Origin of the sequence: Streptosporangium sp. NPDC049376 (genome assembly GCF_044466505.1) — a bacterium.
GTDB lineage: Bacteria > Actinomycetota > Actinomycetes > Streptosporangiales > Streptosporangiaceae > Streptosporangium.
In genome coordinates this window covers 85,623-109,323 of record NZ_JBITMT010000024.1, presented here as the reverse complement: position 1 = coordinate 109,323, position 23,701 = coordinate 85,623, and the positions used below count along the sequence as shown (strand labels likewise).

The following is a 23,701-nucleotide window of genomic DNA, read 5'->3' as shown; positions in this document are numbered from 1 at the left end:
CCGGATATCTCATAATTCCGGCATACCGAACACGCGGTCATCTAAGGGTCATGAATCACACGCGATGACCTAACTTCCGAGCTTCAACCTCAGTAGCTCTCGTCACCCACACTTTCGCCGTACCCTCCAGTTCTCCGGCGTCCTGAAGGCGGATCCCGCTGACCGGAGGACCTCTAACTCAGGGCCTCCCCCAACGGATACTTGGCTTCGGTTGTGGTTTGAGAGAAGTGCTCCAGAACCTCTGAACAAGAACGCTGACGCTAGCTATGATCCTTCATGTGCTAGAAGAGAGCGTTGCTGAGGCACCTGATAGCGTGTTCCGACCGCTGCCTTGGATCACACGAGCCATGGGACTCCCCCTGTTCCCAGGCACGTATACAGAGTGGCCAGAACTTCTAAGGTCTTTGCTGAAAGCATTCACCCCAGAGACTCTTGCCTCCAATCGAATCATGTGGCCACAGGGCAGTGATTCCCTGACGGCTGGCGAAGCCGCCAAAACCATTCGACGCACCGGTCTGATCACTCTGGATGGGCCTCGTATCCTAGTTACGCCCCTAGGGAGGCGCTGGCAGGCTTCAGGCGACGACGAACTTCTCACCATAATATTTCACTGTAACATTCGATTTATAGGGGAGCTATTATTAGCACTTTCCCAGGAGGGTGCGCTTACCCATAACGAATTAATGGAAATGGCGGATACTCGATATGGTTTACACTGGAAATCGGACACCCAGATCCGTAATCGCACAAATTGGCTTCGAACTTTAGGAATCCTAGACTTCTACAATAAACGCCTACATCTCACAGAAGCGGGGCGTCGCGTTCTCGATAAGATAGAGGTCGCATCCCCACTAGCCGACGCCGAACTTCCTGCTTCGTCGATCAGCGATCCAGCCCCTGCGGTGGCGGAGCTACTTGGGACTTTGGACGCCGCTACGCTCGCCGATAGAGCCCGGGGTGGCATGCTCTATCTACCCAGGGGCAAAAAATACCCGGACAAACTAGAAATTTTGACTGCATTCGCCGAATTGGCAATACCAGCAATCAAAACGACTGATCTGAAAAGTTTCTGTGTCGGAGAGTTTAACATTCAGGACTCCTCGGCGGATTCTGTCATCGGCTCCCTTAAAGCATTGGGAATTATCGAACAAGTCTCATCGGACTCGTGGAGTACAACTGCGCTTGCTAAGTCATGGCTAGAAGGCGAGGATCCCCTAGATCTCGCTCGAATTGCGCATGCGAACGTATGGTATTTCGGCGAGATACTACATGATCTGGATGATCCCAGCATCAGCCACTACCCGAAAGCACTGGTGCAGCGCAGCGCCAACTACCACCCCGAAGGCCGTGGCCTTATAGACACGGCCATTAACAGTCGTGTGAGCATTCTAATAGCTTGCGGGCTGATTGAAAAATTGAGAACTACCGATTATCGCGTCACCTCCTTAGGTCGACTGTTTCGCAGCACAATTCTTTGTCAAGATATCGCCTACCCAAGCGAACCCGGCTCCGAAGTCGACGCTACGCCCCAGACTGCAGCAGATACATCGCCCGGCGCAGCAAGTGACGCTCAGACACTAGCCGACGAGATCGAGGCAGCTAGTATTGATAGCGCAAATCATCAGCGCCTTGAAAGAGCCGCTGTCGCGGCATTCAACTATCTCGGCATGCCCAGCAATCACATCGGAGGGTCCGGTCGGCCCGATGGAACAGTACGAACAGGAATCGGTGTACAGAGCCAACTGCTAACTCTTGAAACAAAGAGTTCTGCAACAGGACGGGTCTCTGAAGAGGCAGCAAACCTTCTTGGTCTACCTGAACATAGAGAAAAGGCTGGCGCAGCGCATACACTGCTAGTTGGACCAGGATTTGACCGGCGACTCCAGCAGGCAGCGGACAAAGACCCGAATATCGCCGTGATTCTTGCTTCGCTTCTTGCCGACACGGTACGCCGACAAGCTATAACTCCTCTCACGGTAATGCAACTAGCCCCTCTTGTGGATCCCGCCCTCAGTTGCGCACAACGCGATGCAACGCTCTCTGAGCTATGGCGCCGAGAGGAGCGCCGCTCCAAGGTGGAACATTCCGTGATAGAGGTTCTTGAGGAAGAAGCCCTCAACCCGCTCCAAGAGGGTGGATGGCTTGACCTTACGAGTATTCGTCGAGAACTTCGCCGCTATGACTTTCTCGCCAGCGAAGAAGAGGTACTAGAAGCATTGAGATTTCTGACCTCTCCAAGAATTGCAGTCGTAGAGGAATCTAAACACGGTTATCGTTCCTCGATGCCGAAAGCAGCGATAGCTCGAAGAATTCGAGCTATCGGCGAACAGTGGCAGCAGACCAGTGGCTAGCGACGAGTTTTCCTGGGCGCACACACTGACGTGAGGGCATCGTCCTGCGTTTCTACTTCACTGCGGGCCGAGCACGGCCGTGCGCGAGAACGGCCCCCAGGCCGCACGCGCAGCGTGCGGCCGAGCGCAGGGCCGCGTCGGCGGCGCGAAGCGCCGCCCTTGATACTCATAAGAACAATTCGGCAGTGTCGGCGCTATGTGATCGTGATCGCGCCACGCATGGTGCTCAGAGCTTGGTGAGCAGGGCTATGACGTCGGCGAAGCTGCTGGTCAAGGAGTCCAGGACGGCCTTGCCTTTTTCGGCAGTGGCCAAGGACGGACGCCCGATGACCCCGGTTTCGGTGTAGGCCCGCATGCCTTCGGTCAGCAGGTGACGGCGGTCATCGGCAATGTGGTCGGCGTCCTCATAGCCGGGGCGGATGACCTCGGGGCAGGCATGCAGCAGGATCGAGGTCTCGATCTCTCCGGCGTGCATGTCCTCGTGCATGGAGCTGACCAGTTCGGCAGCGGCCCGTGCCTCCTGCCAGTCCTCCCGGGTGGGGAACAGCGCCATCGCGCGGCCTGCGGCACTGGCCTCCTGGACGACGTTGCTGAGCACGTAGTTGCCGCCGTGGGCGTTGACCACCACCAGGGCCCGTGGACCGGTGCGGGTGACCGAGTCGTAGACGTCGGTGATGACGGCGTGCAGGGTGCGGGCGGAGATGCTGACGGTGGCGGGCCAGGCGCTGTGCTCGTGGGAGCAGGAGATCGTGATCGGGGGCAGCAGCAGGACGGGGTAGGCGTCGGCGATCTTTCGGCAGATCAGGGTGGCGATGATGGTGTCGGTGCTGAGCGGCAGGTGGTCGCCGTGCTGTTCGAAGCTGCCAACAGGCAGGATCGCGACGGGGGCGTTGCGGTGATGTTCCTCGGTGGTGGTCGCGGTGGGCAGCGCGTTGATCACCGTTCTCCTTCTGGTGGCCGGGGTGCTGGCAGAAAGAAGGACTCGGCGAGGAGGTCGAGTCTGGTGAGCAAGTCTGCCACGGGCCGATCCGTCGACCACCGGGCCAACTGAATTCGGAGGGTGGTGAGCTGGCCGGCTACCCGGCTGGAGCGCAACGCCTGGATGCGCGGGATGGCCTCCTCGGTCACGGTGCAGGCCTGGTCGCGCTCACCTGCCATGGCGTAGGCGGTGGCCATGCGGGTCAAAAACAGGGCGTGGTCGCGGGCCTGGCTGGAGGGTGACCACTGGGAGCGGCTGGCCTCGAAGATCGGAATCGCGGTGGTGGCCTGGCCGAGTAGGAGCCGGGTGGCTCCGGTCTCCATGGCGACGTAGGCGGGCGTGCAGTACGGCGCGCGGTCACTGTCGGTCTGGATCATCCCGGCGGTGGCCTCGATGAGGGCGGTTTCTGAGTCCCGGGCGGAATCCGCGGCCTCCCCGAGGTAGGCGTTGGCGATGGCTCTGGTGCGCAGGATGACGGCCCGCAGGCGGGAGGTGAGGGCGTCGGGGTTGGCCAGGGCGGCGTTGGCCAGGCCGAGGGCATGGCCGTGGTCGCCGGACTCGATGGCGATGGCGCTTTTGCGCATGAGGACGTAGGAGGTGACGCGCTGGTCCCTCAGCTCCATCGCGTAGTCGAGGGCTTTGTTGGTCCACATCGTGGCCTGGGTGAAGTCGCCAAGGTCTTGGTGGAGCCAGCCGCAGAATTCCAGGAGTTCGCTGGCGAAGCTGAGCGCCTCGGCGCGGTCGGCGCCTCGTGTCACCCGGCAGACGTGCCCGATCAGCGGAATCTGGCTGGTGACCGCGTTGATCAGCAGGGGTGGACCCATGATGGCCTCGGCCTGGATATGGCCGGTGAGGACGTGGCGCAGGCCGGAGATCACGGGGCGGCTGGATGCGCCGGTCAAATTGGTCAGATACTTCGTCGGCACATCTGGTTCTAGTGGCGCGAACTGGCCAGATGGTGAATATCCCGGCTCGGCTCTTGGTTTCGGAAACGGGTTTTTGGGGGCCAGGCCGAGGGTCATGCGGGCGGGGTCGGGCATGTTCAAGCCCTCTGCGATGCGTTCGATGACCTCGAACGAGGTGACCTGTACGGCCCCCTTCATGATCTCGCTGATCTTGCCCTGGCTGAGGTTCACCGCGACGCCGATGCGGGTCTGGCTGGCTCCGGTGTGCTGGCGGATGAGCCGGAAGAGTTGCCCGATGTTCCGACTTCGGAGGCTTTCCAGGATTTCGGGACGTTGCCATAGCTCCGGCAGGATAACGACCGGTTCAGTCGCATCTGCGGGCATATGGAATATCTCCTTGAAAGCTCGCCATTCGGGTATTCAACGGTTGCCGTTGGGCGGTTATCCCGTCAAGGGATACAGGTCATTCTGTCCGAGGATTCTGCGCCGGGATGGGAGACATCGGCGCAGGTGAAGACCCTTGACTCATGATTACCGAAGGGGAACCGACGAGCCGGGAGTGTCCGACCTGCCACGGGCGCGGCTGGCGATGGATTCGCCGTAATCGTGCCGAGGTGGCGCTTCAGCTGGACGGGCAGACCGTGAAGCTGGTCCGGGTCGCATGCCTGGACTGCTCGGCGGCGGATGAGGCGGCGTGATGGACATGCGCGATCAGCACGCCGGGCCGGATCATGCCGGGCCGGAGACGGTGGTCGGTGCGGTGGAGGCGGCCGAACGATTGCAGCGGGAGCTGGCCAGCCTGGGGATCGCCTGCGATGTGCACGCCGGGCACTGCTTGGCGTTGGTGTCGGTCTGGTCGGGGCTGGTGGTGTGGACCGACGGGCGGGTGTTCCGCTGGAGGTCCGGCCGGAACGCCTTGGGGCGAGCGGCGCAGGACAGGGCGGGCTGGGACTCCTACGGCCGCACCTGCGATCCGGCGGGGACGGCGCAGAAGGTGGCGGCCCGGTACGCCGAGCTACGCCGGATGACTGCCGCGCCGGTCGAGCCGAGGGGGTGTGCTCCGCAGTGATCGTGGTGGAGGGGTGTCTGAGCCCGCATGTGGCCAAGCCGCAGCCGGATCACATGAGGTTGGTGTGGCGGGCGCCGTGCCAGGCGGAGCGGGTGCGGGTGATCGAGTGGAGCTGTGAGTGTCGCTCCACGGTGTATGAGCTGTGCCATGCCGGTGGACAGGCGTTCATTCGCCGCACACACCGTTTCAACGGTGCCCGGCAGGTGCGTGAGACCTACCGCTGGCCGATCCGTCAGGGCAATGACGTCTGGAGGGCGTTGCTCTGCGGGGAGGCGCGGTAGGACGGCGCGGCGGGATGGGGTCCCCCGTTTCTGGAGGGGTCCGGGGAGTCTCACCTCCATCCCGCCGCGCCCCTTTCCCCGTTCGGCGGTTCGCGGCCGGGCGGTGATGGGTTTGTCTCGGGGAAGGGCTTCGCATCTTTAACCTGCACTGATAGCCTGCTTGGCTAGACAGGCATGTTGAATGCGAGGCTTTAATGTCGTTTGAGTACACGCCTCCCAAGTACGCGCAGTTGATCGCCGAACTGGAACGGCGCATCGACACCGGCGAGTACCCGGCGGGCTCCCTGCTGCCCAGCGAACACACCCTCATGGCCGAGTTCGGCATGGCCCGCCCCACCGTGGTCAAAGCCCTCGGCGTGCTACGCGACCAAGGCTGGATCGTCACCCACCAAGGCAAAGGCCGCTTCGTCCGCGGCCGCCCCGCCATCCCCACCAGCCGGCAACCCCGAACGGGCCGCGAACTCCTCGACCGGGCCGAATCCCAGGCCGCAAGCAAGCTGCTCGCCGCCGGGCCCGTCGAGGCACCCAACCGCATCGCCGCCTACCTCGGCATCGAACCGAACACCTCAGTCGTCGGCCGCAACGTCCTCATCGAACGCGACGGCGAACCGAGCGAGATCACCTCCACCTGGGTCCCGGCCGACGTCGGCACGGGTACGGCCCTGGCCGAGGAGGCCGATCTGCGTCAGGGGGTGCGGCGGTATGTGGAGAGCGCGGCCGACGTGTCGCTGGATCACATCATCGAGCACGTCACCGCCCGCAACCCCACCCCCGAAGAGCGTGACCTGCTCGGGGTGAAGAGCTCGGCCGCGCTGCTGAGTGTCTATGCCGTCGCCTGCGACGCCACGGGCAAGCCCTGGGTGGTCGTGGAGACCGTTCTTCCTGGTGATCGGCATGAACTGGAGGACGCCTACCCGATCCGGTAGCCCCGGTCGATAGGAATCGGTGGCTCCAACTTTTCTCTCGCAGCCCGCTTGGTGCACTTGACTATCCAAGCGGGCTTCGTGCTTAATGATGGAGCAACTTGGTTAGTCAAGGTGGCTGACCGCTCATGATGAGGAAGTGTTGCTCTATGGCCATCCAGGGCCCCATCGACATCGGCTTCGACCAGGTCTTCCCCCACGGCTGCTACCTGGTCGGCGAGGTGCAGCAAGTCAAGGACTTCGACGCATCCACCAATGGACGCACCGTCTACGCCAAGGACAAGACCACCGGCCTACCGGTCTGGCAGGTCTCCGTCGTCGACGCCGACCCCGACGCCAAGGCAAGTCAGAAGTCGGTCACCGTCAAGATCCTCACCGACGTCCAGCCCGTTCCCCCGCCCCCGCTGCCCGGCCTGCCCTTCACCCCGGTCGAGTTCGACGGCATGACCGTCACCCCCTACGTCGGACAGGACACCGGACGGCTGGCCTACTCGCTGCGGGCGCGGGCCATGCGCGCTCCCCGTACGACCATCCCGACCAAGCAGACCACCGCCCCGGCGTCGGCCTCAGCCAAGAACGCCACCACCACCGAAACCAGCAAGGAGATCGCAGCATGAGCGCCCGTAACGACTACCAGCCCTACACCCGCGTCGTCGCCTCCATCCACGACGGCGACACCCGACTCGACGTGGCCTTTCACACCGCTGAGCTGTCGGTCATGGCGATGACCATCCAGGGCATCCGCCCCTACCTGTGCGTCGGCAGCGCCGAAGGCCAGCTGGCGATCACCACCACGGGAGGTGGGCCGGTCACCTCCGCCGATGTGGACCTGGCCCGCGAGATCGCAGACGCCGCCATCCGCTACCGCGACGAGTGCGAGCGGCTCTACGCCGTGCAGGCCATCGTTCCGGCCCCCTCGCCCAACCGGGACGACAACACGGCCTGACACGCAAAACGGGGCCGCTGGAAGTTGCAGCTCCCGGCGGCCCCTCACATCTCCCCAGACTCCACATCAAGGAAGGCCTCTAGCCTAATGTTCAAAAAACTGCCCGGCGACGAGGCACAACGCCTCGTCTCCACCACCCCGGACACCGCCGTCGTCTTCCGGCCCGCCGTGGTCCGCACCCCGGTCATGGCCACCCTGATCGTCCACACCTGGCGCGTACTGGCCGCACTCGTGCGCCTGCTCTGGAACCACCCGATCGCCTCGGCCGTCGCCGCGCTGCCCGGGGTGATCTGGACCGTCTACGGCTGGCCGTACGCCCTCGGCGCCGTCGCCCTGATGCTGGTCGTTCCGTCGCTGTGGGCGTTGATCCACCGCGCCTCGTTCCTGCACTGGATCGGCTGGCGGCTGCTGGCCTTCGGTCGTCTGGTGTGGGTCTACCGGCGGCACTGGCACGCGGTGATGGCCATCTCCGGCCTGGCCCGCCACGTCGGTGGACGCGACTACCTGCCCAGCCTGCTCAGCGTGGCCTGCACCTCGTGGGCCGACCTGGTCACCGTCAAGATCCTCACTGGGCAGGCCGTCACCGACTGGGCCGACCGAACCGAACAACTCGCCCACGGGTTCGGCGCCGCCTCCTGCCGGGTCACCATCGCCCGGTCCGGCCGGCTGCTGCTGACCTTTCCCCGCCGTGACCCGCTGGCCGTTCCGCTGCCTGCCCTGCCGATCCCGTCGTCTGTGTCGGTGGGGCCGGTGGAGATCGGCCGCTGCGAGGACGGCACCCCGTGGCGCCTCAAGGTCCACGGCACTCACGTTCTGGTCGCGGGCGCCACCGGCGCGGGCAAGGGCTCGATCATCTGGTCGACGATCCGCGGGCTGCTGCCCGCCGTCCAGGCCGGACTAGCCGAGATCTGGGCACTGGACCCCAAGCTCATGGAACTGTCCTTCGGCCGCGACCTGTTCGGCGACCACTACGCCGCCAGCCCAGAGGCCTGCGTCGGCCTACTGGAAGCCGCAGTGAAGGTCATGCAAGAACGCGCTGGCCGGTTCGCCGGGGTCCGCCACAACCACATCCCCACGGTGGAGGATCCGTTCGTCCTGGTGGTGGTCGATGAGGTGGCGTTCCTGACCGCCTACCAGCCCGACAAGGGCCTGCGGATCCGCACCATCGCCGCCCTGGCCACCCTCACCACCCAGGGCCGCGCCGTCGGCGTCGGCGTCCTCGCAGCCCTTCAGGACCCGCGCAAGGACGTGCTGACCATCCGCAACCTGTTCCCCGACAAGATCGCCCTACGACTCGACGAATCCGAGCAGGTCGACATGGTGCTCGGCGACGGGGCTCGGGACCGGGGCGCGCTGGCCGACCTGATCTCCCCGCGACCAGAGCAGGGCGCGGGCATCGCCTACGTGCGATTGGAGACCTCACCCGACCCGATCCGGGCCCGCGCCGCCTACGTCTCCGACGACGATATCCGCGCCATGGTCGCGGTGTTCGGCGCCGACACCCTGCCGTTGCCGGAGGTGGCCTGATGAAAATCACCTTCCACGGCTCCTGGACCGAACTGAGCGCCTGCGGCCTGCTCGACCTCACCGACGCCGCCCTTCCGCCGCGCCTGGTGCTGGTCAACCTCCAGCTCTGCAAAGACCCCTACGGCGACGCCTACCGGCTGCACGCCGACGTTCTCGACCCGCACGGAAAGGAGGTCAGGTGACCCACATCGCCCACCCATCCGCCCCCACACCCCCCAACGGAGCCGACCGCACCCTTCCCCGCACCATCCGCGACACCCTGCCCCTGGCCCTGGACGTCGCCGTCGAGGTCGCCAAACTCAACGGCGTCTGCATCCGCCCCATCGAACTCCGCCGCTTCGACACCCACACCGGCCGTAGTGAACCCTTCGACATCCCGTGCGGCACCACCAGCGAGGCCAAGTGCCCGCCCTGCGCTCAGCGCAACAAGCAGCTGCGCAAGGCGCAGTGCCGGGAAGGCTGGCACCTGGACACCGAACCTGTCGCTCAGCCTCACCCCAGTACCGCCGATCAGCGGTGGCTGATCGAGTTCCGTGCCGACGTACAGGCCAGGCGGGATGCGGCCGAGCGTGACGGCCAGGACATCAGCGACTGGGATGAGGCGATCGCGGGTATCGACGCCGAGATCAATGCCGCCGGGATGCGCGGCAATGTCGTCGGTGGCCGGGCCGCGCCCCGCCGTTCTCGCTCCACCCGGCGCCGCCAGGATGCCCCGGACCTGCCTCGGCGGGCCAAGCAGAACACCACCCTCGGGCGGACCTTCGTTGCGCCGGACGGGAAGGTGTTCCGGCCTTCGCTGTTCGTCACCCTCACCCTGCCGTCCTACGGCAAGATCCGTCCCGGACAGGGCGTCCCCGTCGACCCGGCCACCTATGACTACGCCCGCGCCGCTCGCGACGCGCTGCACTTCTCCAAGCTGGTCGACCGGTTCGTGCAGAACCTGCGCCGGGTCGCGGGCTATGACGTGCAGTACTTCGCTACCGTGGAGCCGCAAAAGAGGTTCGCGCCTCACCTGCACATGGCGATCCGCGGGACCCTGCCCCGTGCGGAGATCAAGGCCATCGCGGCAGCCACTTACCACCAAGTGTGGTGGCCGTCCGTCGACGAGGTCCGGTTCCAGGCGGACCATCTGCCCGTCTGGGTGGAGCGGGATGAGCAGGCCGAACCGTACCCGGACGGACAGGCCGGCGACTACCTCGACCCCGCCACGGGGGAACTGCTGCCCACCTGGGAGCAGGCCCTTGACCAGCTCGACGCCGACGAGGAAGCCGAACCGCTGCACGTGATGCGCTTCGGTGCCCAGGTCGACGTGCAGGGCCTGCTGGCCGGGTCGCCAGACGCGCACAAGCGCATCGGGTACCTGACCAAGTACCTCACCAAGAGCCTCGGCGACACCCTCGACCTCGACGAAGACAACCAGGACGACGAGGAGGCGGCCGGTCCGGCGCGTGCGGTGATCAACCAGGCCCGCCGGGACCACGCCGCCCGCCTCGTGGAAGCGCTGCGCTACGAGCCGTGCTCTCCGGCCTGCGCCAACTGGCTCCGGTACGGCATCCAGCCCAAGGGAGCCAAGGCGGGCATGACGCCGGGCCGGTGCAAGAGCAAGGCGCACAAGGCCGAACACCTCGGCTATGCCGGACGCCGCGTCCTGGTCTCCCGCAAGTGGTCCGGCAAGACCCTGCGCGACCACAAGGCCGACCGCCGGGCCTGGGTCCTCGACATGCTCGACCTGCCCGCCGACGACACCACCGCCACCGATCCACACTGCTACGTCTGGCGACCGGTCTCCACCAAGGACCCCACCCGCACCCCACTACCGGTGCGGCTGCTGCGCGGCGTGGCCAACCGGCACCGCACCAAAGCGAGACTCGACGAGCTACGGGCCAGAGCTGACGGCAGACCCATCCCCGACCTTTCGGCAATCGGAGAGGCGGCCTGACATGGAACCCCTGTTCTACCGGCCCAAGGATGCCGCCGCGCTCCTCGGTATCAGCCGTACGGCCGTCTTCCGGTTGATCAAGACCGGCGAACTCAAGTCGATCAAAGACGAGGGATACCGGCTCGTCCCCCGATGGGCACTGCACGAGTTTGCCCGTGCCCTGGAGGCCAGAGCAGGCCTGACACGAGAGGAAGCGGCGTGATGGCCAAGAAACCGGACGGTCGTTCCTCCATCTTTCTCGGCAGTGACGGCCTGTGGCACGGCTGGGTGACCATGGGCGTCAAGGACGACGGCACCCCCGACCGGCGTCACCGCAAGGGCAAGACGGAAACGATCGTCACCGCGAAGGTGCGAGAGCTGGAGAAGAAGCGGGACTCGGGCCAGACCACCAAGCCGGGGAAGGTGCCCACGGTCCGCGAGTGGATGCGGACCTACCTCGACGAGATCGCGCCGATGCGGGTGAGTCAGCTCACCCTCGACAGCACGTACCGGCCGAAGGCGGAGCGGTGGATCATTCCCCGGCTCGGGGCGCATCGGCTCGACCGGCTGCGCCCGGAGCATCTGGACGCCTTCTACGCCGGGCTGGCGAAAGAAGACCTGGCTCCCAACACGATCTTGCAGGTTCACCGCATCCTGTCGCGGGCTCTCAAGATCGCGGTACGGCGTGAGCTGATCGGCCGCAACGTCTGCCAGATGATCGACGCTCCGACCGGCGAGGACGCCGAGATCGAGCCGCTGCTCAGGGAGGAGGCGCACGACATCCTCGACGTGGTCAAGGACCGGCGCAACGGCACGCGCTGGTCGGTGGCGCTGGCGCTGGGACTTCGGCAGTCGGAGTCGCTGGGCACCCGGTGGAAGTACGTGGACCTGGACAGAGGAGCGATCCGCGTCTTCTGGCAGATCAAGCGCATGCGCTACCGGCACGGCTGCCAGGACCCGCACGCCTGCGGTGCTCGCCTGCACCGCTACCCGTGCCCGAAGGACTGCCCCAAAGCCAGGCGCACCTCAGGACGTCGCCACATCTGCCTGAGCGCGTGCCGTAAGAACTGCGTAGAGCATGGGGGCGCGTGTCCGAAGTTCTGCCCTCCTGACTGCACCGGCCACGCGGTGACCTGCCCGGAACGCACCGGCGGCTGGACCTTCACCAAACCGAAGGGCAAGGGGAAGCGGACGATCGCCCTGCCGTCTCCTCTCGTGACCCTCCTGAAGCTCCACCGCGAGGCACAGCGGGCCGAACGCGAGGCGGCGGGGGAGAAGTGGCAGGACTGGGATCTCGTGTGGTGCACGCCTCAGGGCGGCCCGATCGACGCCGGGGACGACTGGGACGAGTGGAAGGAGATCCTGGCCCTGGCCGAGGTCGAGAAGGACGCCCGCGTTCACGACGCGCGTCACACCGCCGCGACTCTCCTGCTGGAACAGGGTGTGGACATCAGAGTTATTCAGGCGGTGCTCGGCCATTCCCAGCTGGCCACGACCAAGCGATATACGCACGTCACGGAGACGCTGGCGATCGAGGCGGCGGGCCGTATGGGGCGGGCGCTTTTCGATGGCCGATAGCGACCGTTGCAACCCCAGATGCAACCCTGGGCAGACTCCCGATCATGGAATAGGGAGTCTGCCCAGTTCGTTGAGGTAGGGCGCCTGGGACTCGAACCCAGAACCTACGGATTAAAAGTCCGCAGCTCTAACCATTGAGCTAACGCCCCGCTTGAGACAGCGTACCGAGGATAGTGTCCACCAACGTCCGTTGCCAGGCCCGGAAGGGGCGGTGGTTGGACGAACCGTGTGTGGACGGGGGTAGATGGATCATACAGTGGCACTCATGAAGAGCTCGGGGCTTGAGTCCGCCGGAGGGGTCCGCGTGTCCTCCCGGCAAGGGTATGTCGTGGTCGACGTGGAGACCACGGGGTTTTCCCCGGCGAAGGGCGACCAGATCTGTGAGATCGCCCTCGTCTCCCTGAGCACCGAGGGCGAGGTCCTCGACGAGTGGCACTCGCTGGTCAACCCACGCAGGACGACCGGGGCCGTGCACGTGCACGGGATCACCGAGGCGATGGTCGCGCGGGCGCCGGTGATCGAGGAGGTGCTCGACGACGTCTGGCAGCGGGTCGCCGGGCGTGTCCTGGTGGCTCACAACACCTCCTTCGACCTCCGGTTCCTCCGGGTTCTGCCGGAAAGTCACTGGCTGACCGAGACCCTGTGCACGCAGAAACTCGCCCCGGACTTCCTCTCCGAGGGGAAGTGGACCCTGGCCGCCTGCTGTGAACGGGCGGGCATACCGCTCTCCGGCGCCCACGCCGCGCTGGCCGACGCCAGGGCCACCGCCGAGCTGCTCCGCTTCTACATGCGCCAGGGCGTCTCCTGGCAGGAGAAACTGGCCAGGGCCGCACGGACTCCCCTCTGGCGCCCCAGCGGCAGGCCGCAACGCCCCGCACTCGGCCGACGACTCCAAGGTCAGCGGTAGGCGGGAATCCCGGTCAGGGCCTCGCCCAGGACGAGGGTGTGGATCTCCTGGGTGCCCTCGTAGGTCAGCACGCTCTCCAAGTTGTTCATGTGCCTGATCACGGGATACTCCAGCGTGATGCCGTTGCCGCCCAGGATCGAGCGCGCCTGACGGGCGATGTCCAGCGCGGCGCGGACGTTGGCGAGCTTGCCGAAGCTGACCTGCCGGGGGGTGAGGGTGCCCGCGTCCTTCAGCCGGCCCAGGTGGAGCGCGGTGAGCTGAGCCTGGCCGAGACCGACGTACATCCAGGCGAGCTTCTCCTGGGTCATCTGGAAGGCCCCGATGGGCTTGCCGAACTGGACACGGGTCTTCGAGTAGTCGACGGCGGCCTCCAGGCAGGCGCGGGCCGCTCCCACGACGCCCCACAGGATGCCGAAACGCGCCTCCGACAGGCACGAAAGCGGCCCCTTCAACCCCCGCACCCCGGGCAGTACGGCTGACGCGGGAAGACGGACGTCGTCGAGATACAGGGAGGAGGTCACCGAGGCCCTCAGGGACATCTTCCTGTGGATCTCAGGGGCGGAGAACCCGGGAGTGCCGGTGGGGACGACGAAGCCGCGGACGCCGTCCTCCGTCTGGGCCCAGACCACCGCGACGTCGGCGACGGAGCCGTTGGTGATCCACATCTTGGAGCCGTTGAGGACCCAGTCGCCCGAAGGGTCCTGCTTGGCATGGGTGCGCATCCCGGCGGGGTCGGAGCCGTGGTCGGGTTCGGTGAGGCCGAAGCAGCCGATCGCCTCGCCGGAGGCCATCCTGGGCAGCCACTCCTCCTTCTGCTCCGCGGAGCCGTACTTCCAGATGGGGAACATGGCCAGCGAGCCCTGCACGGAGACGAACGAGCGCAGCCCCGAGTCTCCCGCCTCAAGCTCCCGGCAGGCGACGCCGTAGGAGACGGCGTCCAGGCCCGCGCAGCCGTACCCGTCCAGGTGCATGCCGAGCAGGCCGAGCGAGCCGAGGAGCGGTGCCAGTTCGCGGGCGGGGAAGACCGCCTCCTCGAACCACTCGCCCACGTGGGGGAGCACCTTGTCCGCGACGAACTCACCGGTGGTGTCACGGATGAGCCGCTGTTCCTCGGAGAATGCGTCGTCGACGCGCAGGAGATCGTCCATGAGGTGTTCCTCTCTCGTCGGCCCCTGTCAGGGTATTGATGGCGTCTCAGGAAGGATGTCAGGGTCCTCCCAGGGGGAATCCCGATGTGAGCGATGTCCCTTCAGGGGCATTCTGAAGACATGAACGAAAACGAGTTCTCAAGCGTCAAGAAGCTCCGCAGGACCAGGAACGGGCGCGTCATCGCGGGTGTGGCCTCCGGGCTCGGACACTACGTCGGAGTCGACCCCAACATCATCCGCGCGGCCCTGGCCGTCGCCTCCTTCTTCGGTGGTCTCGGCGTCGGGATCTACGCGGTCGGCTGGCTGCTGCTGCCCGAGGAGGGCAAGGACTCCTCGATCCTGCAGGACCTGGTCGCCAAGAACAAGGACAACCCGGTGTGGCTGGACGCCAAGGCCAAGGCCGAGCAGGGGTGGGCGAAGGCCGAGAACTGGAGCAGGAACGCCGGTCACAACGGCTCCTACCAGGCTCCGCACCAGCAGGCCCCCTACCAGCAGGCCCCGCAGTACCCCACCCACCAGGACCCGGTCGCTCCCTACCCCACCCCCGGTACGGCCCAGCGAGACAACGGCGGCCCCGCCCCTCAGGCGTGAGTCAGGCGGACGTCTCCGTGCGAGCCATCTCGATGATCTCCTGGCGGGATCGGACCCAGAGCACGGCCAGCGCGGCCGCCAGAAGGAGACCGGCCGCGCCGGCCAGTGCCACCACGACCTCAGGGCCGAGTCTGTCGGCGGCGGCGCCGCCCACCAGGATGCCGACGCCCTGTGACGCGAGCAGGCCCGAGTGCACGAGCCCGAAGGCCAGAGCCCGCCGTTCGGCGGGGACACACTGCACGAACGCGGCGTTCGCCGCGAGCTGGTAGGCCCCGCCGACCCCCGACAGGAACCACAGGACCAGCACCACGACCAGCGGCGGCCGTACGGCACAGGCGATCAGTGGCGCACAGGTCAGCATCGCCAGCCAGCCCATCAGACGCAGCCGGCTCGACGGGGTGACGTATCGGCCGAAGAGGAAGGCGCCGACGACCGTCCCGGTGGGCATCGCGGCCATCAGCAGGCCCGCGACGAAGGAGATCCGTTCCGGATCGTCGGTCAGCGTCGCGGCGTAGGGGGTGGCGATCCCCTCAGGAAGCACGTAGAAGCCACACAACCAGGCGAACATGACGAGCGTACGCAGTCGTCCGTCACCGAAGACGAGTCGGGTGCCCGCACGGGTCATGGTCCACATCGAGGGCGAGGCCGTGTCGTCGCGGACGGGCGCGGGGCGGCGCCGTATGCCGGAGACCAGGATCAACGCCGAGGCCAGATAGGTCGCCGCGTCCAGAGCCAGCGCCCGGTACGGTCCCATACCCATGATCAGGGCGCCGCCGAGGGCGAAGCCCAGCATCTGGGCCCCCTGGTTGGTCATGTTCTGCAGGGCGGAACCCACGACGTAGCGGTCGCCCTCAAGGATCTCGGGTAACAGCGCGGCCCTGGCGGCGGAGAACGGGGCGCTGAGCAGCACCACGCAGAAGACCAGGGCGCACAGCGCCGCGAACGGTGTGCCGGGGATCGCCATGAGCGCGACCAGGAGTGCTCTGAGCAGGTCGCATACGATCATGATGTGTCGCCGGGCGTGCCGGTCGGCGAGTGCCGAGAGCAGCGGCCCGCCGATGATCGGGGGAAGGTAGGTCAGGGCATAGACCGAAGCCGTCGCCAGAGGCGACTCCGTGCGCTGGAAGACCAGCACGGACAACGCGACTCGGGAGAGCTGGTCACCCAGGAGGGAAAGCCCCTGGGCCATCCAGAGCGCGCGAAACTCTCCGATGGCGATTATCTCGCCATATGTCACTTGGGCTTCGGTGGGGCGGCGGTGCCGCCCGGGTAGCCGACCGGGCCGGGTGGCCGCCATATGACTCCGCTGGGCTGCAAGCACATTGACTGTGGGTGGTCAGTATGTAACCTACGGTGCCCGTTGAAGCGCCGTTGCGCAACCGAAAGCGACGAAGCCCATGCACAGCGTGGCGAAATATCATGATATTTCCCTGTATGGGAGGTTGTGTCGTTTCGATCACCAGCCGAGGTCGTGCAGCCTGTCGTCGTCGATACCGAAGTGATGGCCCACCTCATGGAGCACGGTGATGCGGACCTCGTTCACCACGTCACTTTCGGACTTACATATAGAAAGTATGGAGTTACGGTAGATCTCAATGCGGTCGGGTAGTACTCCTGCGTACCAGTCCCCGCGTTCGGTGAGTGGAATCCCGGTGTACAGCCCAAGAAGATCGGGTTCGGGCGGATCGTCCACAACCACCACGACCACGTTGTTCATCACTCTCGTCAGTTCGGGAGGAATCGTGTCCAGAGCCTCGGCCACGAGCTCCTCGAACCTTTCTCGCGAGACTTCGATCACACCCGCCATTGTGCCCCCGGTTTCCGGGTAGAGGGCGGAGCGGATGGATCTCAGCAAGCTCAGAAGCCTCACAAAGCGGACCCAGGGAGGGCTTCGCAGCCTCGCCGTGGGGCGCGTCACGCGCGGCGTGGCGGTCGTCGCGGTGTCCATCGCCTCGGCCTGGCTCGGCATCATGCTCGGTGGCCCCGTACGCGCCAATGTCGGCCCCGTGGAACTCGGTATGACGGCGGAGCCGTCCTGGACGGGGGAGACCGTCCTCGACGCGCATCCGTTCGGCACGCTGCTGTTCGACACCCATGACGCGCCGGTCGGCCTGCGCGTCACCCTGGAGAACATCAACACCAGCAGGGTCGCCATGATCCTGGACAACCCGCGGATGTCCTCCCACCTGCCCAGCATGATGGAGAAGGAGCTACGTGAGGGGGTCAGAACCCTGGTTGTCAGGGCTCTGGTGTGCGGCCTCGCGGGCGGCCTGCTCGGCTCGCTGATCGTCTTCCGCAGGCCGGGCCCCGCGCTGGCGGGCCTGCTGAGCGCCACGGTCGCCATCGCGGGTACGGGCGCAGCCGTCGCGCTGACCTTCCACCCGAGGGCGGTGGTCGAGCCGAAGTACACCGGCCTGCTCGCCGGGGCGCCCTCGCTGGTCGGTGACGCCGAGTCGATCGTGACGCGGTTCGAGTCGTACCGGACCCAGCTCGCCAAGCTGGTCAACAACGTCTCCCAGCTCTACGACACGGTCTCGGCCCTGCCGTTGTACGACTCCGACCCCGCCTCGATCAGGATCCTCCACGTCTCGGACATCCACCTCAACCCGATCGCCTGGAACGTCATCCGCTCGCTCACCGAGCAGTTCAAGATCGACGCGGTCGTGGACACCGGTGACCTGACCGACCACGGGACGGGCCCCGAGGACAAGTTCGCCGAGGAGATCGGCCGGCTCGGCCTGCCGTACGTGTTCGTCAGGGGTAACCACGACTCCGGTTCGACCCAGAAGGCGGTCGCGAAGCAGAAGGGCGCCGTCGTCCTCGACGACAAGGTCAAGACCGTGGCCGGGCTGCGCATCTACGGGCTCGGCGACCCCCGGTTCACCCCGGACAAGTCCGTTTCCGTCGACTCGGACCTGGAGGCGCTTGCGGCCACCGGGCGTGAGCACGCCGCCAGGCTCGCCCTGGAGAGCAAGCCCGTCGACCTCGTCGCCGTGCACGACCCGACGATCGCCAGGCAGTTCTCCGGCCGGACGCCCATGATTCTCGCGGGACACTCCCACGAGAGATCGACCGAACTGCTGCCCTCCGGTACCCGGCTGCTCGTCCAGGGTTCCACGGGCGGGGCGGGTCTACGGGCCCTGGAACACGACGAACCGACCCCCGTCGCGGCCTCGGTGCTGTACTTCGATCGTAAGTCACACCGCCTGCGGGCCTGGGACGACATCACCCTGGGAGGGCTGGGAGAGCAATCCGTCCAGATCGAGCGTCACGTCGAGAGCGCCCCTGGCCGTACAATTTCTCCTGGGCCGACTGTTTCCCCGTCTCCAACGGGGGCGACCGTCGGCGCCACGCCGCCTTAGCCGGAACGCCGCTTTGGCATCGGGGTCAAAAGTCCCCTATGCTTCAGAGGTCTCCAGCGGAAGACGGCAACGGAGCGGGACGCCAGTTCCGAGCCCCCATCGTCTAGTGGCCTAGGACACCGCCCTTTCAAGGCGGCGACACGGGTTCGAATCCCGTTGGGGGCACCTGCTGAGCGAAAGCTCACCGGGGAAACGGCAGGTCGAAGACCTCCGAAGAACTGGTAAGCTAAGCAAGGCAAGAAAGACGGAAGCGAAAACTTCCGACAAAAGCAAGGTCCTGTAGAGCAGTTTGGAGTGCTCGCCACCCTGTCAAGGTGGAGGTCGCGGGTTCAAGTCCCGTCAGGACCGCTCTGGTAGGTGTTCGATCCACCACCGAGGTCAGGTAGCTCAGTTGGTACGAGCGTCCGCCTGAAAAGCGGAAGGTCGGCAGTTCGACCCTGCCCCTGACCACAGCAGCTGAGCAGTAGGGAAGCCCCGAACGATTTTGTTCGGGGCTTTTTTGATCTCGGCGGCAGTAAGTCGCCGCCCTCCGTTTCAGGATCGTCCGTGGCGCGCTGACGTGCGTGTGGTTATTTCCTTGGTCAGAGGCGAAAGGTTCGGGCCAGGGCACGACGTTGCCCAGGACGCTTCGGACGGCTCGCGCCGTTGACGCCGCGCGGGACTTCCATGTGCGATCCCGTGATCACCGGCATGACCACGGTTGCGGTCACCCGCGCTGCGTTGAGGAGCGTGAAGGTCGCTGTGCCTGCCACACGTTCTCGGAAGACACACGGACAGCGCGTGACCGGCCCGCCGAATTGGAACGTGGTTCGGCGCAGGAGGCCGTCAGGGCTTGATGGCCAAGGGGTTCGTGGAGATTCGTGCCGTCAGCCACCTGGCGGAGCGCGCGTTGGCCGATGGGGAGACCGATACGGCGCTGAGGCACCTGGAACACATGCGCGTGATCGCTGACGTGTGTCACAACCTGCCGGGCGATTTTCTGCCCAAGAGGCGCGAGGTCCGCGAGCGGAAGGCCGTCAAGAGCCTCCGATTCCACTTCTGGGAACTCGATCCCGGCGATCGTGTGCCCAGTGGGTCGCGGGGCACCTGGAAAGCCAGAGGTTCGACCACGTTCGCGTTCTCCGCGATCGGATCAAATGGAGGCATGCTCGGTATACGAGCGCCGACAGGTCCTCAAGAACGTCCATCAAGACGGCTGTGCAAGCCCTGATGCTTCTACCGAACTGGGGCGACTCCAGCCGCAGGGGCCTTTCGTGGCACAGCGTCACAAACATGCGAAGACCGCGTCAAGCTGATCGCGACACTCTGGCATTTAACCGCTTCGCCGCTGCCCCCGCCAGGGCGAGCAGCCCTCCGAACACCGGCAGCCAGCCCAGGCGCTCCGGCAGCCAGGAGAGGTGGGCGGGCGGGGTGAGCAGTCCCGGGACGGCGCCGAAGCGGAGTGCGGCCAGGGCGGTCACGGCAGCCACCGTCAGGTGCCAGAGGAAGATCGTCATAGCGGACAGGTTGAGCAGCGCCACCGCGGCCCAGAGCCGGGGCCTGCGCATCAGCCGCCCCAGCGGCCCGTGCGCCAGCAGCGCCAGCCCCACCTGGGCGAGCCCGAAGGCGACGGCGGCGAGCGTGGGCGGGCTGAGGTTCGAGACCCTTGCCCCCGGCACGCCCACCATGCTCGCGGGATAGCCGAACCCGGCCACCAGGACCGCCGCCCCGGCCGCCCCTCCGGCCAGCAGCGCCACCGCCGTCCGCCGGGAGGCGAGCCCGCCGCCCGCCCAGCCCACCCCCAGCATGTACGGCACCAGCCACCCGGCCGCGAGGTTCACCCACCCCAGCCAGGCCGGCCCGCCCAGGCCGAACCTGACCGCGTCCACCACGAGCACCACCGCGGCCGCCGAGACGGCGGTGACGCCCGGCCGCAGCCTCAGCAGCAGGGGAGTGGCGGCGGTGAGCGCCGCGAAGACCGCCAGGAACCAGATCGGCCCGAGCGCCGGGAGCGCCAGCGCCCTGACCGTCGCGTACGGCGCGCCGTGCAGCGCCAGCCCCGCCGCGATCCCTGCCCAGACCAGCAGGAGCGGGCCCACCGGCCGCAGCAGCCGCCCCATCCTGGCCCGCACCCACGCCGGACCCACCGCCCGCGCCGGACCCGCCGTCTCCGCCCACGCCCGATCACCCGCAGTCCGCAGGCTCCGTGCCGCGGCGTACCCGCCCACGAAGAAGAACACCGCCAGCGTCTGCAGCACCCACGACAGCGGCGCGAGCTCCGGCATGAACGCGAGCGGGCTGGAGACGGCGACCGTCCCCCGGGGCCCGGGCACCCACGCCGTGACGAGCCAGTGCCCCAGCACCACCCCGGCGATCGCCAGCGCCCGCAGCGCGTCCACCCCCCGGTCCCGCCCCGGCGGCGTCATCGCCTCGACCCGCGCCGCCGTACGGCGCCCGGCCGGGTCACGCATGGGACACCTCGGCGGTCCGCCCGAGGGCGATCAGGGTGAGGTTGCGCAGGGACTCGCCGCCGGGGGCGAGGTAGTCGCTGTGCCCGGCGGCGCCGGCCGCGAACACCCGGGAACCGTAGCCGGGCTCGGCGGGATCGCGGCCGAAGCCCAGCGGGCCGATCTTGATCTTGGGGATGTCGCGCGTCCAGTCCTCCGTGCCGCTGCCCGCCCAGAGGGGAACCCCGCCCAGCTCGGCCGCCGAGGAGACGCCGAGCCCGGGGCTGCCGAACACGGCCAGGTTGTCCGCCCGGATCCCCGGCGCGGCCTTGGCGCACACCACCGACCCGTAGCTGTGGCACAGCAGGCTGACCCGCTTGCCGCGGAGCGTCTCGTTCACGTAGCGCCGCAGCGCCGGGGCGCCCTTCTCCGCGGCCCAGCCGGTGGCGGACCCCAGGCTGACGGTCGCCGGGCTGTCGTACCCGAGCCAGGCGACCACGGCCAGCCGGGCTGCCGGATCCAGTTCCCGCGCCTGGGCGAGCACCGCCCGCGCCCCGCCTCCGGGGGTGCTGTACGGCTTGGCCCGCCCGCCGTCGAAGGTGGCGGGCGTGGTGTCGGCGCCGGGGACGATGACGGCCACGTGCTCCGCCGTACTGAGATCGCCGTAGACCTGGATGATCCGGTCACCCTGCGGCGAGGGGACGGCCAGGTAGGTGAGCGCTGCGGCGGTGGCGACGGCGAGAGAGGAGCGGAGCACGGAGGCCTCCTGTCCGGTTCGGGGGAACGAGACAGGACGCTACGAATCAAGATCGGTAACTCGCGTCACACCGCGGTGCTCACCTTCACATCACCCCCCGGAGGGAGGAAGGCGGCGCCGTCCCGGGGAGCGGGGAGTGGGACGGTCCCCTGGGGATCTCACTCGCCGGGGCGGACCGGTCCGGACTCGCAGGCGTACACGATCGCCTGGGCCCGGTCGCGCAGGTTCAGCTTGGTCAGGATCCGGCCGATGTGGGTCTTGACCGTCTGCTCCGAGAGTACGAGCTCCTCGGCGATCTCCTGGTTGGAGCGGCTCCTGGCGATGGGGACGAGTACCTCGGTCTCGTGTTCGGTGATGCGCTCGACAGCCTCCCGCCCGTTCACCGCCTCGATGCCGGACCGGGCGTCCAGGAACACGGTGAAGCCGGTTCTGACCATGCCCTGGTCTCGGTGATGAGCACCCTGATCGTCATGTTTCCTCAGTGATCGGAAGTATCGCGGTGACCGCGAAGCCCTTTCCCGTCGGCCCCGCCCACACGCTCCCGCCGAGCATGGCGGCCCGTTCCCGCATCCCGATCAGGCCGTGTCCCGTGTGCTTCTCGCGCCCCGCCTTCGCCGCCTCCGCGGCGGCGCGGTCCCCGCCGTCGTCCGCCACGTGGATGTTCAGCTCGTCGCCCGAGCGGTAGATCCTCACCGTGACGGCCGAGCCGGGCGCGTGCCGCATGGCGTTGCTGAGCGACTCCTGCACGATCCGGTAGGCCGACAGATTCACCGCGGTGGGCAGGTCGAGCAGGTCGCCGCCCAGCTTGAGCTCCACGGAGAGCCCTGCGGAGCGCGCGGTGGCGGCGAGCTCCTCCAGGCGGCCCAGGCCCGGCTGCGGCGCGGTGTCCGTACGCCCGTCCCCGTCGCGTAGCACGCCCAGCACGCGGCGCATCTCGGTCATGGCGGCCAGCGAGAGCGCGCGGATCTCGCCGAGCCCCTCCTCCAGCAGCCGCGCGTCCTCCCGCGCCTGCAGCGGTATGGCCTCCGCCTGGATGGCGATCACCGACATGTGGTGCGCCACCACGTCGTGCAGCTCCCGGGCGATCCTGGCCCGTTCCTCCAGGACGGCCTGCCCGGCCAGCGCCTGCTCGCTGCGCCGTTCCTCCTCGGCCAGCCGCCCGGCGGCCGTCCTCCTGGCCTGGACGTTGTAGCCGAACAGGACGGTGACGGTCACCATGGCGATGCCGATGAACGTCACGCCGGGCAGGCTGGGGTCGGATTGGATGCCGAAGATCCACAGGGCGGCAGCCGAGATCATCCACACACCGATGATGACGTGCCGCTCGCAGCGGACCGCGACCGCGTAGACCACCAGCAGGTACATGATCACGGCGTCGGCGGAGAAGGCCGCCTCCAGGTCCTGGCCGCGGGTGACGATCCCCCAGGGAATCAGCACCACCGCGAGCCGCCAGGCCATCAGCGGCCAGCGGTCGCGCAGCGCCAGCGGCAGCGAGGAGGTCAGGGCGATGAACGCGATCTCTCCCCCGTCCAGAGGCGTCGCCATATACAGCGACTCGTGCCTCATGAGCGCCTGCACGGCGCGGAACAGGATGAAGGCCAGTACGAGATCGGCGACGAGGACCAGGTTGATCGTGCGGAACGGCAGCAGACTCAGAAACCCCGGCACGCGGGGGGTCAGCCACCGGGGGCGGGGGTGTGACGGACCGGCCCTGCCGGTCCACACGGCTGCGGTGAGCGCGCGGCCCAGCCGGGCGACGGGCCGCAGCCGCGCCCGCTGGGCGGGGGGAGAAGCCATCCGGCCAGTCTATGGAGACCGCCAATCACCCAGATCACACCATGGAGGGATCTTTCGCCTCACCCCGGTGAGCCGGATCACGCCAGTTGGAACCGGCGGAGCGTTGCGACCTGGCGGGCAAGGTTCCTCGGACCAAGCTTGTCGGCACCAGCCGAGGAACTCCCATGCCGGACGTCTGGGGCGTTGAGCTGTTCAACCGCCGCTTGCGCTCTGAGATGGGTAAGTGCGTGCGCCTA

Annotated in this window: 22 protein-coding genes, 4 tRNA genes and 1 pseudogene; 17 read left to right on the top strand and 10 right to left on the bottom strand. The window is 67.0% G+C overall.

Annotation, left to right across the window (positions count from 1 at the left end; translation table 11 throughout):
• The first annotated feature begins 278 nt into the window (after positions 1 to 278).
• Positions 279 to 2,351, top strand: coding sequence for a hypothetical protein (locus ACIBVQ_RS35945; protein ID WP_399183102.1), 2,073 nt, complete (start codon positions 279 to 281; stop codon positions 2,349 to 2,351).
• Positions 2,352 to 2,577: 226 nt separating this feature from the next.
• Here ACIBVQ_RS35945 and ACIBVQ_RS35940 read toward each other — a convergent pair whose 3' ends face one another.
• Both ACIBVQ_RS35940 and ACIBVQ_RS35935 read right to left on the bottom strand, forming a co-directional pair.
• Positions 2,578 to 3,291, bottom strand: a complete 714-nt coding sequence (locus tag ACIBVQ_RS35940; protein WP_399183100.1) for a creatininase family protein — start codon at positions 3,289 to 3,291, stop codon at positions 2,578 to 2,580.
• Positions 3,288 to 4,619, bottom strand: coding sequence for a helix-turn-helix domain-containing protein (locus tag ACIBVQ_RS35935; protein WP_399183098.1), 1,332 nt, complete (start codon positions 4,617 to 4,619; stop codon positions 3,288 to 3,290). The genes ACIBVQ_RS35940 and ACIBVQ_RS35935 overlap by 4 nt, the downstream gene beginning before the upstream one ends.
• A gap of 313 nt (positions 4,620 to 4,932) precedes the next feature.
• Between ACIBVQ_RS35935 and ACIBVQ_RS35930 the strand changes: the two genes are divergently transcribed.
• The 9 genes from ACIBVQ_RS35930 (at position 4,933) to ACIBVQ_RS35890 (ending at position 12,477) form a co-directional block, all read left to right on the top strand.
• Entirely contained in the window at positions 4,933 to 5,304 is a 372-nt protein-coding gene (locus ACIBVQ_RS35930; protein WP_399183096.1) for a hypothetical protein, read from the top strand.
• Positions 5,305 to 5,779: 475 nt separating this feature from the next.
• On the top strand, positions 5,780 to 6,511 hold the full coding sequence (locus ACIBVQ_RS35925) for a GntR family transcriptional regulator (RefSeq protein WP_399183094.1): 732 nt from the start codon (positions 5,780 to 5,782) through the stop codon (positions 6,509 to 6,511).
• A 146-nt stretch (positions 6,512 to 6,657) separates the two neighbouring features.
• The gene (locus tag ACIBVQ_RS35920; RefSeq protein WP_399183092.1) at positions 6,658 to 7,125 is read left to right on the top strand and encodes a plasmid replication, integration and excision activator; all 468 of its coding nucleotides are present in this window, start codon (positions 6,658 to 6,660) and stop codon (positions 7,123 to 7,125) included.
• A complete protein-coding gene (locus tag ACIBVQ_RS35915; protein WP_399183090.1) occupies positions 7,122 to 7,454 on the top strand; it encodes a hypothetical protein in 333 nt (110 codons plus the stop codon). Before ACIBVQ_RS35920 ends, ACIBVQ_RS35915 begins: the two co-directional genes overlap by 4 nt.
• 87 nt (positions 7,455 to 7,541) lie before the next feature.
• Positions 7,542 to 8,981, top strand: coding sequence for an FtsK/SpoIIIE domain-containing protein (locus tag ACIBVQ_RS35910; protein ID WP_399183088.1), 1,440 nt, complete (start codon positions 7,542 to 7,544; stop codon positions 8,979 to 8,981).
• Positions 8,981 to 9,163 carry a hypothetical protein gene (locus ACIBVQ_RS35905; protein WP_399183086.1) on the top strand — a complete coding sequence of 61 codons (183 nt, stop codon included), beginning with the start codon at positions 8,981 to 8,983 and terminating at the stop codon, positions 9,161 to 9,163. Before ACIBVQ_RS35910 ends, ACIBVQ_RS35905 begins: the two co-directional genes overlap by 1 nt.
• Positions 9,164 to 9,168: 5 nt before the next feature.
• Positions 9,169 to 10,920 (top strand): replication initiator, encoded by a 1,752-nt coding sequence (locus ACIBVQ_RS35900; RefSeq protein WP_399183108.1) that lies wholly within the window; start codon positions 9,169 to 9,171, stop codon positions 10,918 to 10,920.
• A gap of 1 nt (position 10,921) precedes the next feature.
• Positions 10,922 to 11,122, top strand: a complete 201-nt coding sequence (locus ACIBVQ_RS35895) for a helix-turn-helix domain-containing protein (RefSeq protein WP_399183084.1) — start codon at positions 10,922 to 10,924, stop codon at positions 11,120 to 11,122.
• Positions 11,122 to 12,477 (top strand): tyrosine-type recombinase/integrase, encoded by a 1,356-nt coding sequence (locus ACIBVQ_RS35890; protein WP_399183082.1) that lies wholly within the window; start codon positions 11,122 to 11,124, stop codon positions 12,475 to 12,477. Before ACIBVQ_RS35895 ends, ACIBVQ_RS35890 begins: the two co-directional genes overlap by 1 nt.
• Positions 12,478 to 12,553: 76 nt before the next feature.
• On the opposite strand, the gene ACIBVQ_RS35885 is transcribed toward ACIBVQ_RS35890, so the two are convergent.
• Positions 12,554 to 12,626: transfer RNA gene (locus ACIBVQ_RS35885), tRNA-Lys, on the bottom strand.
• 116 nt (positions 12,627 to 12,742) lie between these two features.
• On the opposite strand from ACIBVQ_RS35885, the gene ACIBVQ_RS35880 reads away from it, so the two are divergent.
• Positions 12,743 to 13,384 (top strand): exonuclease domain-containing protein, encoded by a 642-nt coding sequence (locus ACIBVQ_RS35880; protein ID WP_399183080.1) that lies wholly within the window; start codon positions 12,743 to 12,745, stop codon positions 13,382 to 13,384.
• Here ACIBVQ_RS35880 and ACIBVQ_RS35875 read toward each other — a convergent pair.
• The gene (locus ACIBVQ_RS35875) at positions 13,375 to 14,532 is read right to left on the bottom strand and encodes an acyl-CoA dehydrogenase family protein (protein WP_352015303.1); all 1,158 of its coding nucleotides are present in this window, start codon (positions 14,530 to 14,532) and stop codon (positions 13,375 to 13,377) included. The two genes, ACIBVQ_RS35880 and ACIBVQ_RS35875, sit on opposite strands and share 10 nt — an antisense overlap.
• Before the next feature lie 120 nt (positions 14,533 to 14,652).
• Here ACIBVQ_RS35875 and ACIBVQ_RS35870 point away from each other — a divergent pair, with 120 nt between their 5' ends.
• Positions 14,653 to 15,123, top strand: coding sequence for a PspC domain-containing protein (locus ACIBVQ_RS35870; protein WP_352015302.1), 471 nt, complete (start codon positions 14,653 to 14,655; stop codon positions 15,121 to 15,123).
• Position 15,124: 1 nt separating this feature from the next.
• Here ACIBVQ_RS35870 and ACIBVQ_RS35865 read toward each other — a convergent pair whose 3' ends face one another.
• Positions 15,125 to 16,360, bottom strand: coding sequence for an MFS transporter (locus tag ACIBVQ_RS35865; RefSeq protein ID WP_352015301.1), 1,236 nt, complete (start codon positions 16,358 to 16,360; stop codon positions 15,125 to 15,127).
• Between the two features lie 219 nt (positions 16,361 to 16,579).
• Entirely contained in the window at positions 16,580 to 16,930 is a 351-nt protein-coding gene (locus tag ACIBVQ_RS35860) for a metallopeptidase family protein (protein ID WP_386191984.1), read from the bottom strand.
• A gap of 34 nt (positions 16,931 to 16,964) precedes the next feature.
• Here ACIBVQ_RS35860 and ACIBVQ_RS35855 point away from each other — a divergent pair, with 34 nt between their 5' ends.
• The 5 genes from ACIBVQ_RS35855 to ACIBVQ_RS35835 all read left to right on the top strand — a co-directional run bounded on the left by ACIBVQ_RS35855 (position 16,965) and on the right by ACIBVQ_RS35835 (position 19,695).
• On the top strand, positions 16,965 to 18,485 hold the full coding sequence (locus tag ACIBVQ_RS35855) for a metallophosphoesterase (RefSeq protein ID WP_386191778.1): 1,521 nt from the start codon (positions 16,965 to 16,967) through the stop codon (positions 18,483 to 18,485).
• Between the two features lie 92 nt (positions 18,486 to 18,577).
• Positions 18,578 to 18,650: transfer RNA gene (locus ACIBVQ_RS35850), tRNA-Glu, on the top strand.
• 108 nt (positions 18,651 to 18,758) lie between these two features.
• A tRNA-Asp gene (locus ACIBVQ_RS35845) sits at positions 18,759 to 18,833 on the top strand.
• 28 nt (positions 18,834 to 18,861) lie between these two features.
• A tRNA-Phe gene (locus ACIBVQ_RS35840) sits at positions 18,862 to 18,935 on the top strand.
• Between the two features lie 385 nt (positions 18,936 to 19,320).
• The gene (locus tag ACIBVQ_RS35835) at positions 19,321 to 19,695 is read left to right on the top strand and encodes a hypothetical protein (protein WP_399183076.1); all 375 of its coding nucleotides are present in this window, start codon (positions 19,321 to 19,323) and stop codon (positions 19,693 to 19,695) included.
• A gap of 76 nt (positions 19,696 to 19,771) precedes the next feature.
• Here ACIBVQ_RS35835 and ACIBVQ_RS35830 read toward each other — a convergent pair whose 3' ends face one another.
• The 4 genes and pseudogenes from ACIBVQ_RS35830 to ACIBVQ_RS35815 all read right to left on the bottom strand — a co-directional run bounded on the left by ACIBVQ_RS35830 (position 19,772) and on the right by ACIBVQ_RS35815 (position 23,465).
• Positions 19,772 to 20,935, bottom strand: a complete 1,164-nt coding sequence (locus ACIBVQ_RS35830; RefSeq protein ID WP_399183074.1) for an acyltransferase — start codon at positions 20,933 to 20,935, stop codon at positions 19,772 to 19,774.
• Entirely contained in the window at positions 20,928 to 21,668 is a 741-nt protein-coding gene (locus ACIBVQ_RS35825) for an alpha/beta hydrolase (protein ID WP_362913788.1), read from the bottom strand. The genes ACIBVQ_RS35830 and ACIBVQ_RS35825 overlap by 8 nt, the downstream gene beginning before the upstream one ends.
• A 158-nt stretch (positions 21,669 to 21,826) precedes the next feature.
• Positions 21,827 to 22,027 (bottom strand): annotated as a pseudogene (locus tag ACIBVQ_RS35820) (response regulator transcription factor); the annotation flags it as partial.
• Positions 22,028 to 22,136: 109 nt separating this feature from the next.
• Positions 22,137 to 23,465: a sensor histidine kinase gene (locus ACIBVQ_RS35815; RefSeq protein ID WP_399183072.1), complete on the bottom strand. Its 1,329-nt coding sequence runs from the start codon at positions 23,463 to 23,465 to the stop codon at positions 22,137 to 22,139.
• Between the last annotated feature and the right edge of the window lie 236 nt (positions 23,466 to 23,701).

Excerpts from the sequence above, each read along its gene's own strand:
- ACIBVQ_RS35935 (WP_399183098.1), bottom strand. The coding sequence starts at position 4,619 with ATGCCCGCAGATGCGACTGAACCGGTCGTTATCCTGCCGGAGCTATGG.
- ACIBVQ_RS35930 (WP_399183096.1), top strand. The coding sequence starts at position 4,933 with ATGGACATGCGCGATCAGCACGCCGGGCCGGATCATGCCGGGCCGGAG.
- ACIBVQ_RS35925 (WP_399183094.1), top strand. The coding sequence starts at position 5,780 with ATGTCGTTTGAGTACACGCCTCCCAAGTACGCGCAGTTGATCGCCGAA.
- ACIBVQ_RS35920 (WP_399183092.1), top strand. The coding sequence starts at position 6,658 with ATGGCCATCCAGGGCCCCATCGACATCGGCTTCGACCAGGTCTTCCCC.
- ACIBVQ_RS35915 (WP_399183090.1), top strand. The coding sequence starts at position 7,122 with ATGAGCGCCCGTAACGACTACCAGCCCTACACCCGCGTCGTCGCCTCC.
- ACIBVQ_RS35910 (WP_399183088.1), top strand. The coding sequence starts at position 7,542 with ATGTTCAAAAAACTGCCCGGCGACGAGGCACAACGCCTCGTCTCCACC.
- ACIBVQ_RS35905 (WP_399183086.1), top strand. The coding sequence starts at position 8,981 with ATGAAAATCACCTTCCACGGCTCCTGGACCGAACTGAGCGCCTGCGGC.
- ACIBVQ_RS35895 (WP_399183084.1), top strand. The coding sequence starts at position 10,922 with ATGGAACCCCTGTTCTACCGGCCCAAGGATGCCGCCGCGCTCCTCGGT.
- ACIBVQ_RS35890 (WP_399183082.1), top strand. The coding sequence starts at position 11,122 with ATGGCCAAGAAACCGGACGGTCGTTCCTCCATCTTTCTCGGCAGTGAC.
- ACIBVQ_RS35880 (WP_399183080.1), top strand. The coding sequence starts at position 12,743 with ATGAAGAGCTCGGGGCTTGAGTCCGCCGGAGGGGTCCGCGTGTCCTCC.
- ACIBVQ_RS35875 (WP_352015303.1), bottom strand. The coding sequence starts at position 14,532 with ATGGACGATCTCCTGCGCGTCGACGACGCATTCTCCGAGGAACAGCGG.
- ACIBVQ_RS35870 (WP_352015302.1), top strand. The coding sequence starts at position 14,653 with ATGAACGAAAACGAGTTCTCAAGCGTCAAGAAGCTCCGCAGGACCAGG.
- ACIBVQ_RS35860 (WP_386191984.1), bottom strand. The coding sequence starts at position 16,930 with ATGGCGGGTGTGATCGAAGTCTCGCGAGAAAGGTTCGAGGAGCTCGTG.
- ACIBVQ_RS35855 (WP_386191778.1), top strand. The coding sequence starts at position 16,965 with ATGGATCTCAGCAAGCTCAGAAGCCTCACAAAGCGGACCCAGGGAGGG.
- ACIBVQ_RS35835 (WP_399183076.1), top strand. The coding sequence starts at position 19,321 with ATGGCCAAGGGGTTCGTGGAGATTCGTGCCGTCAGCCACCTGGCGGAG.
- ACIBVQ_RS35830 (WP_399183074.1), bottom strand. The coding sequence starts at position 20,935 with ATGCGTGACCCGGCCGGGCGCCGTACGGCGGCGCGGGTCGAGGCGATG.
- ACIBVQ_RS35815 (WP_399183072.1), bottom strand. The coding sequence starts at position 23,465 with ATGGCTTCTCCCCCCGCCCAGCGGGCGCGGCTGCGGCCCGTCGCCCGG.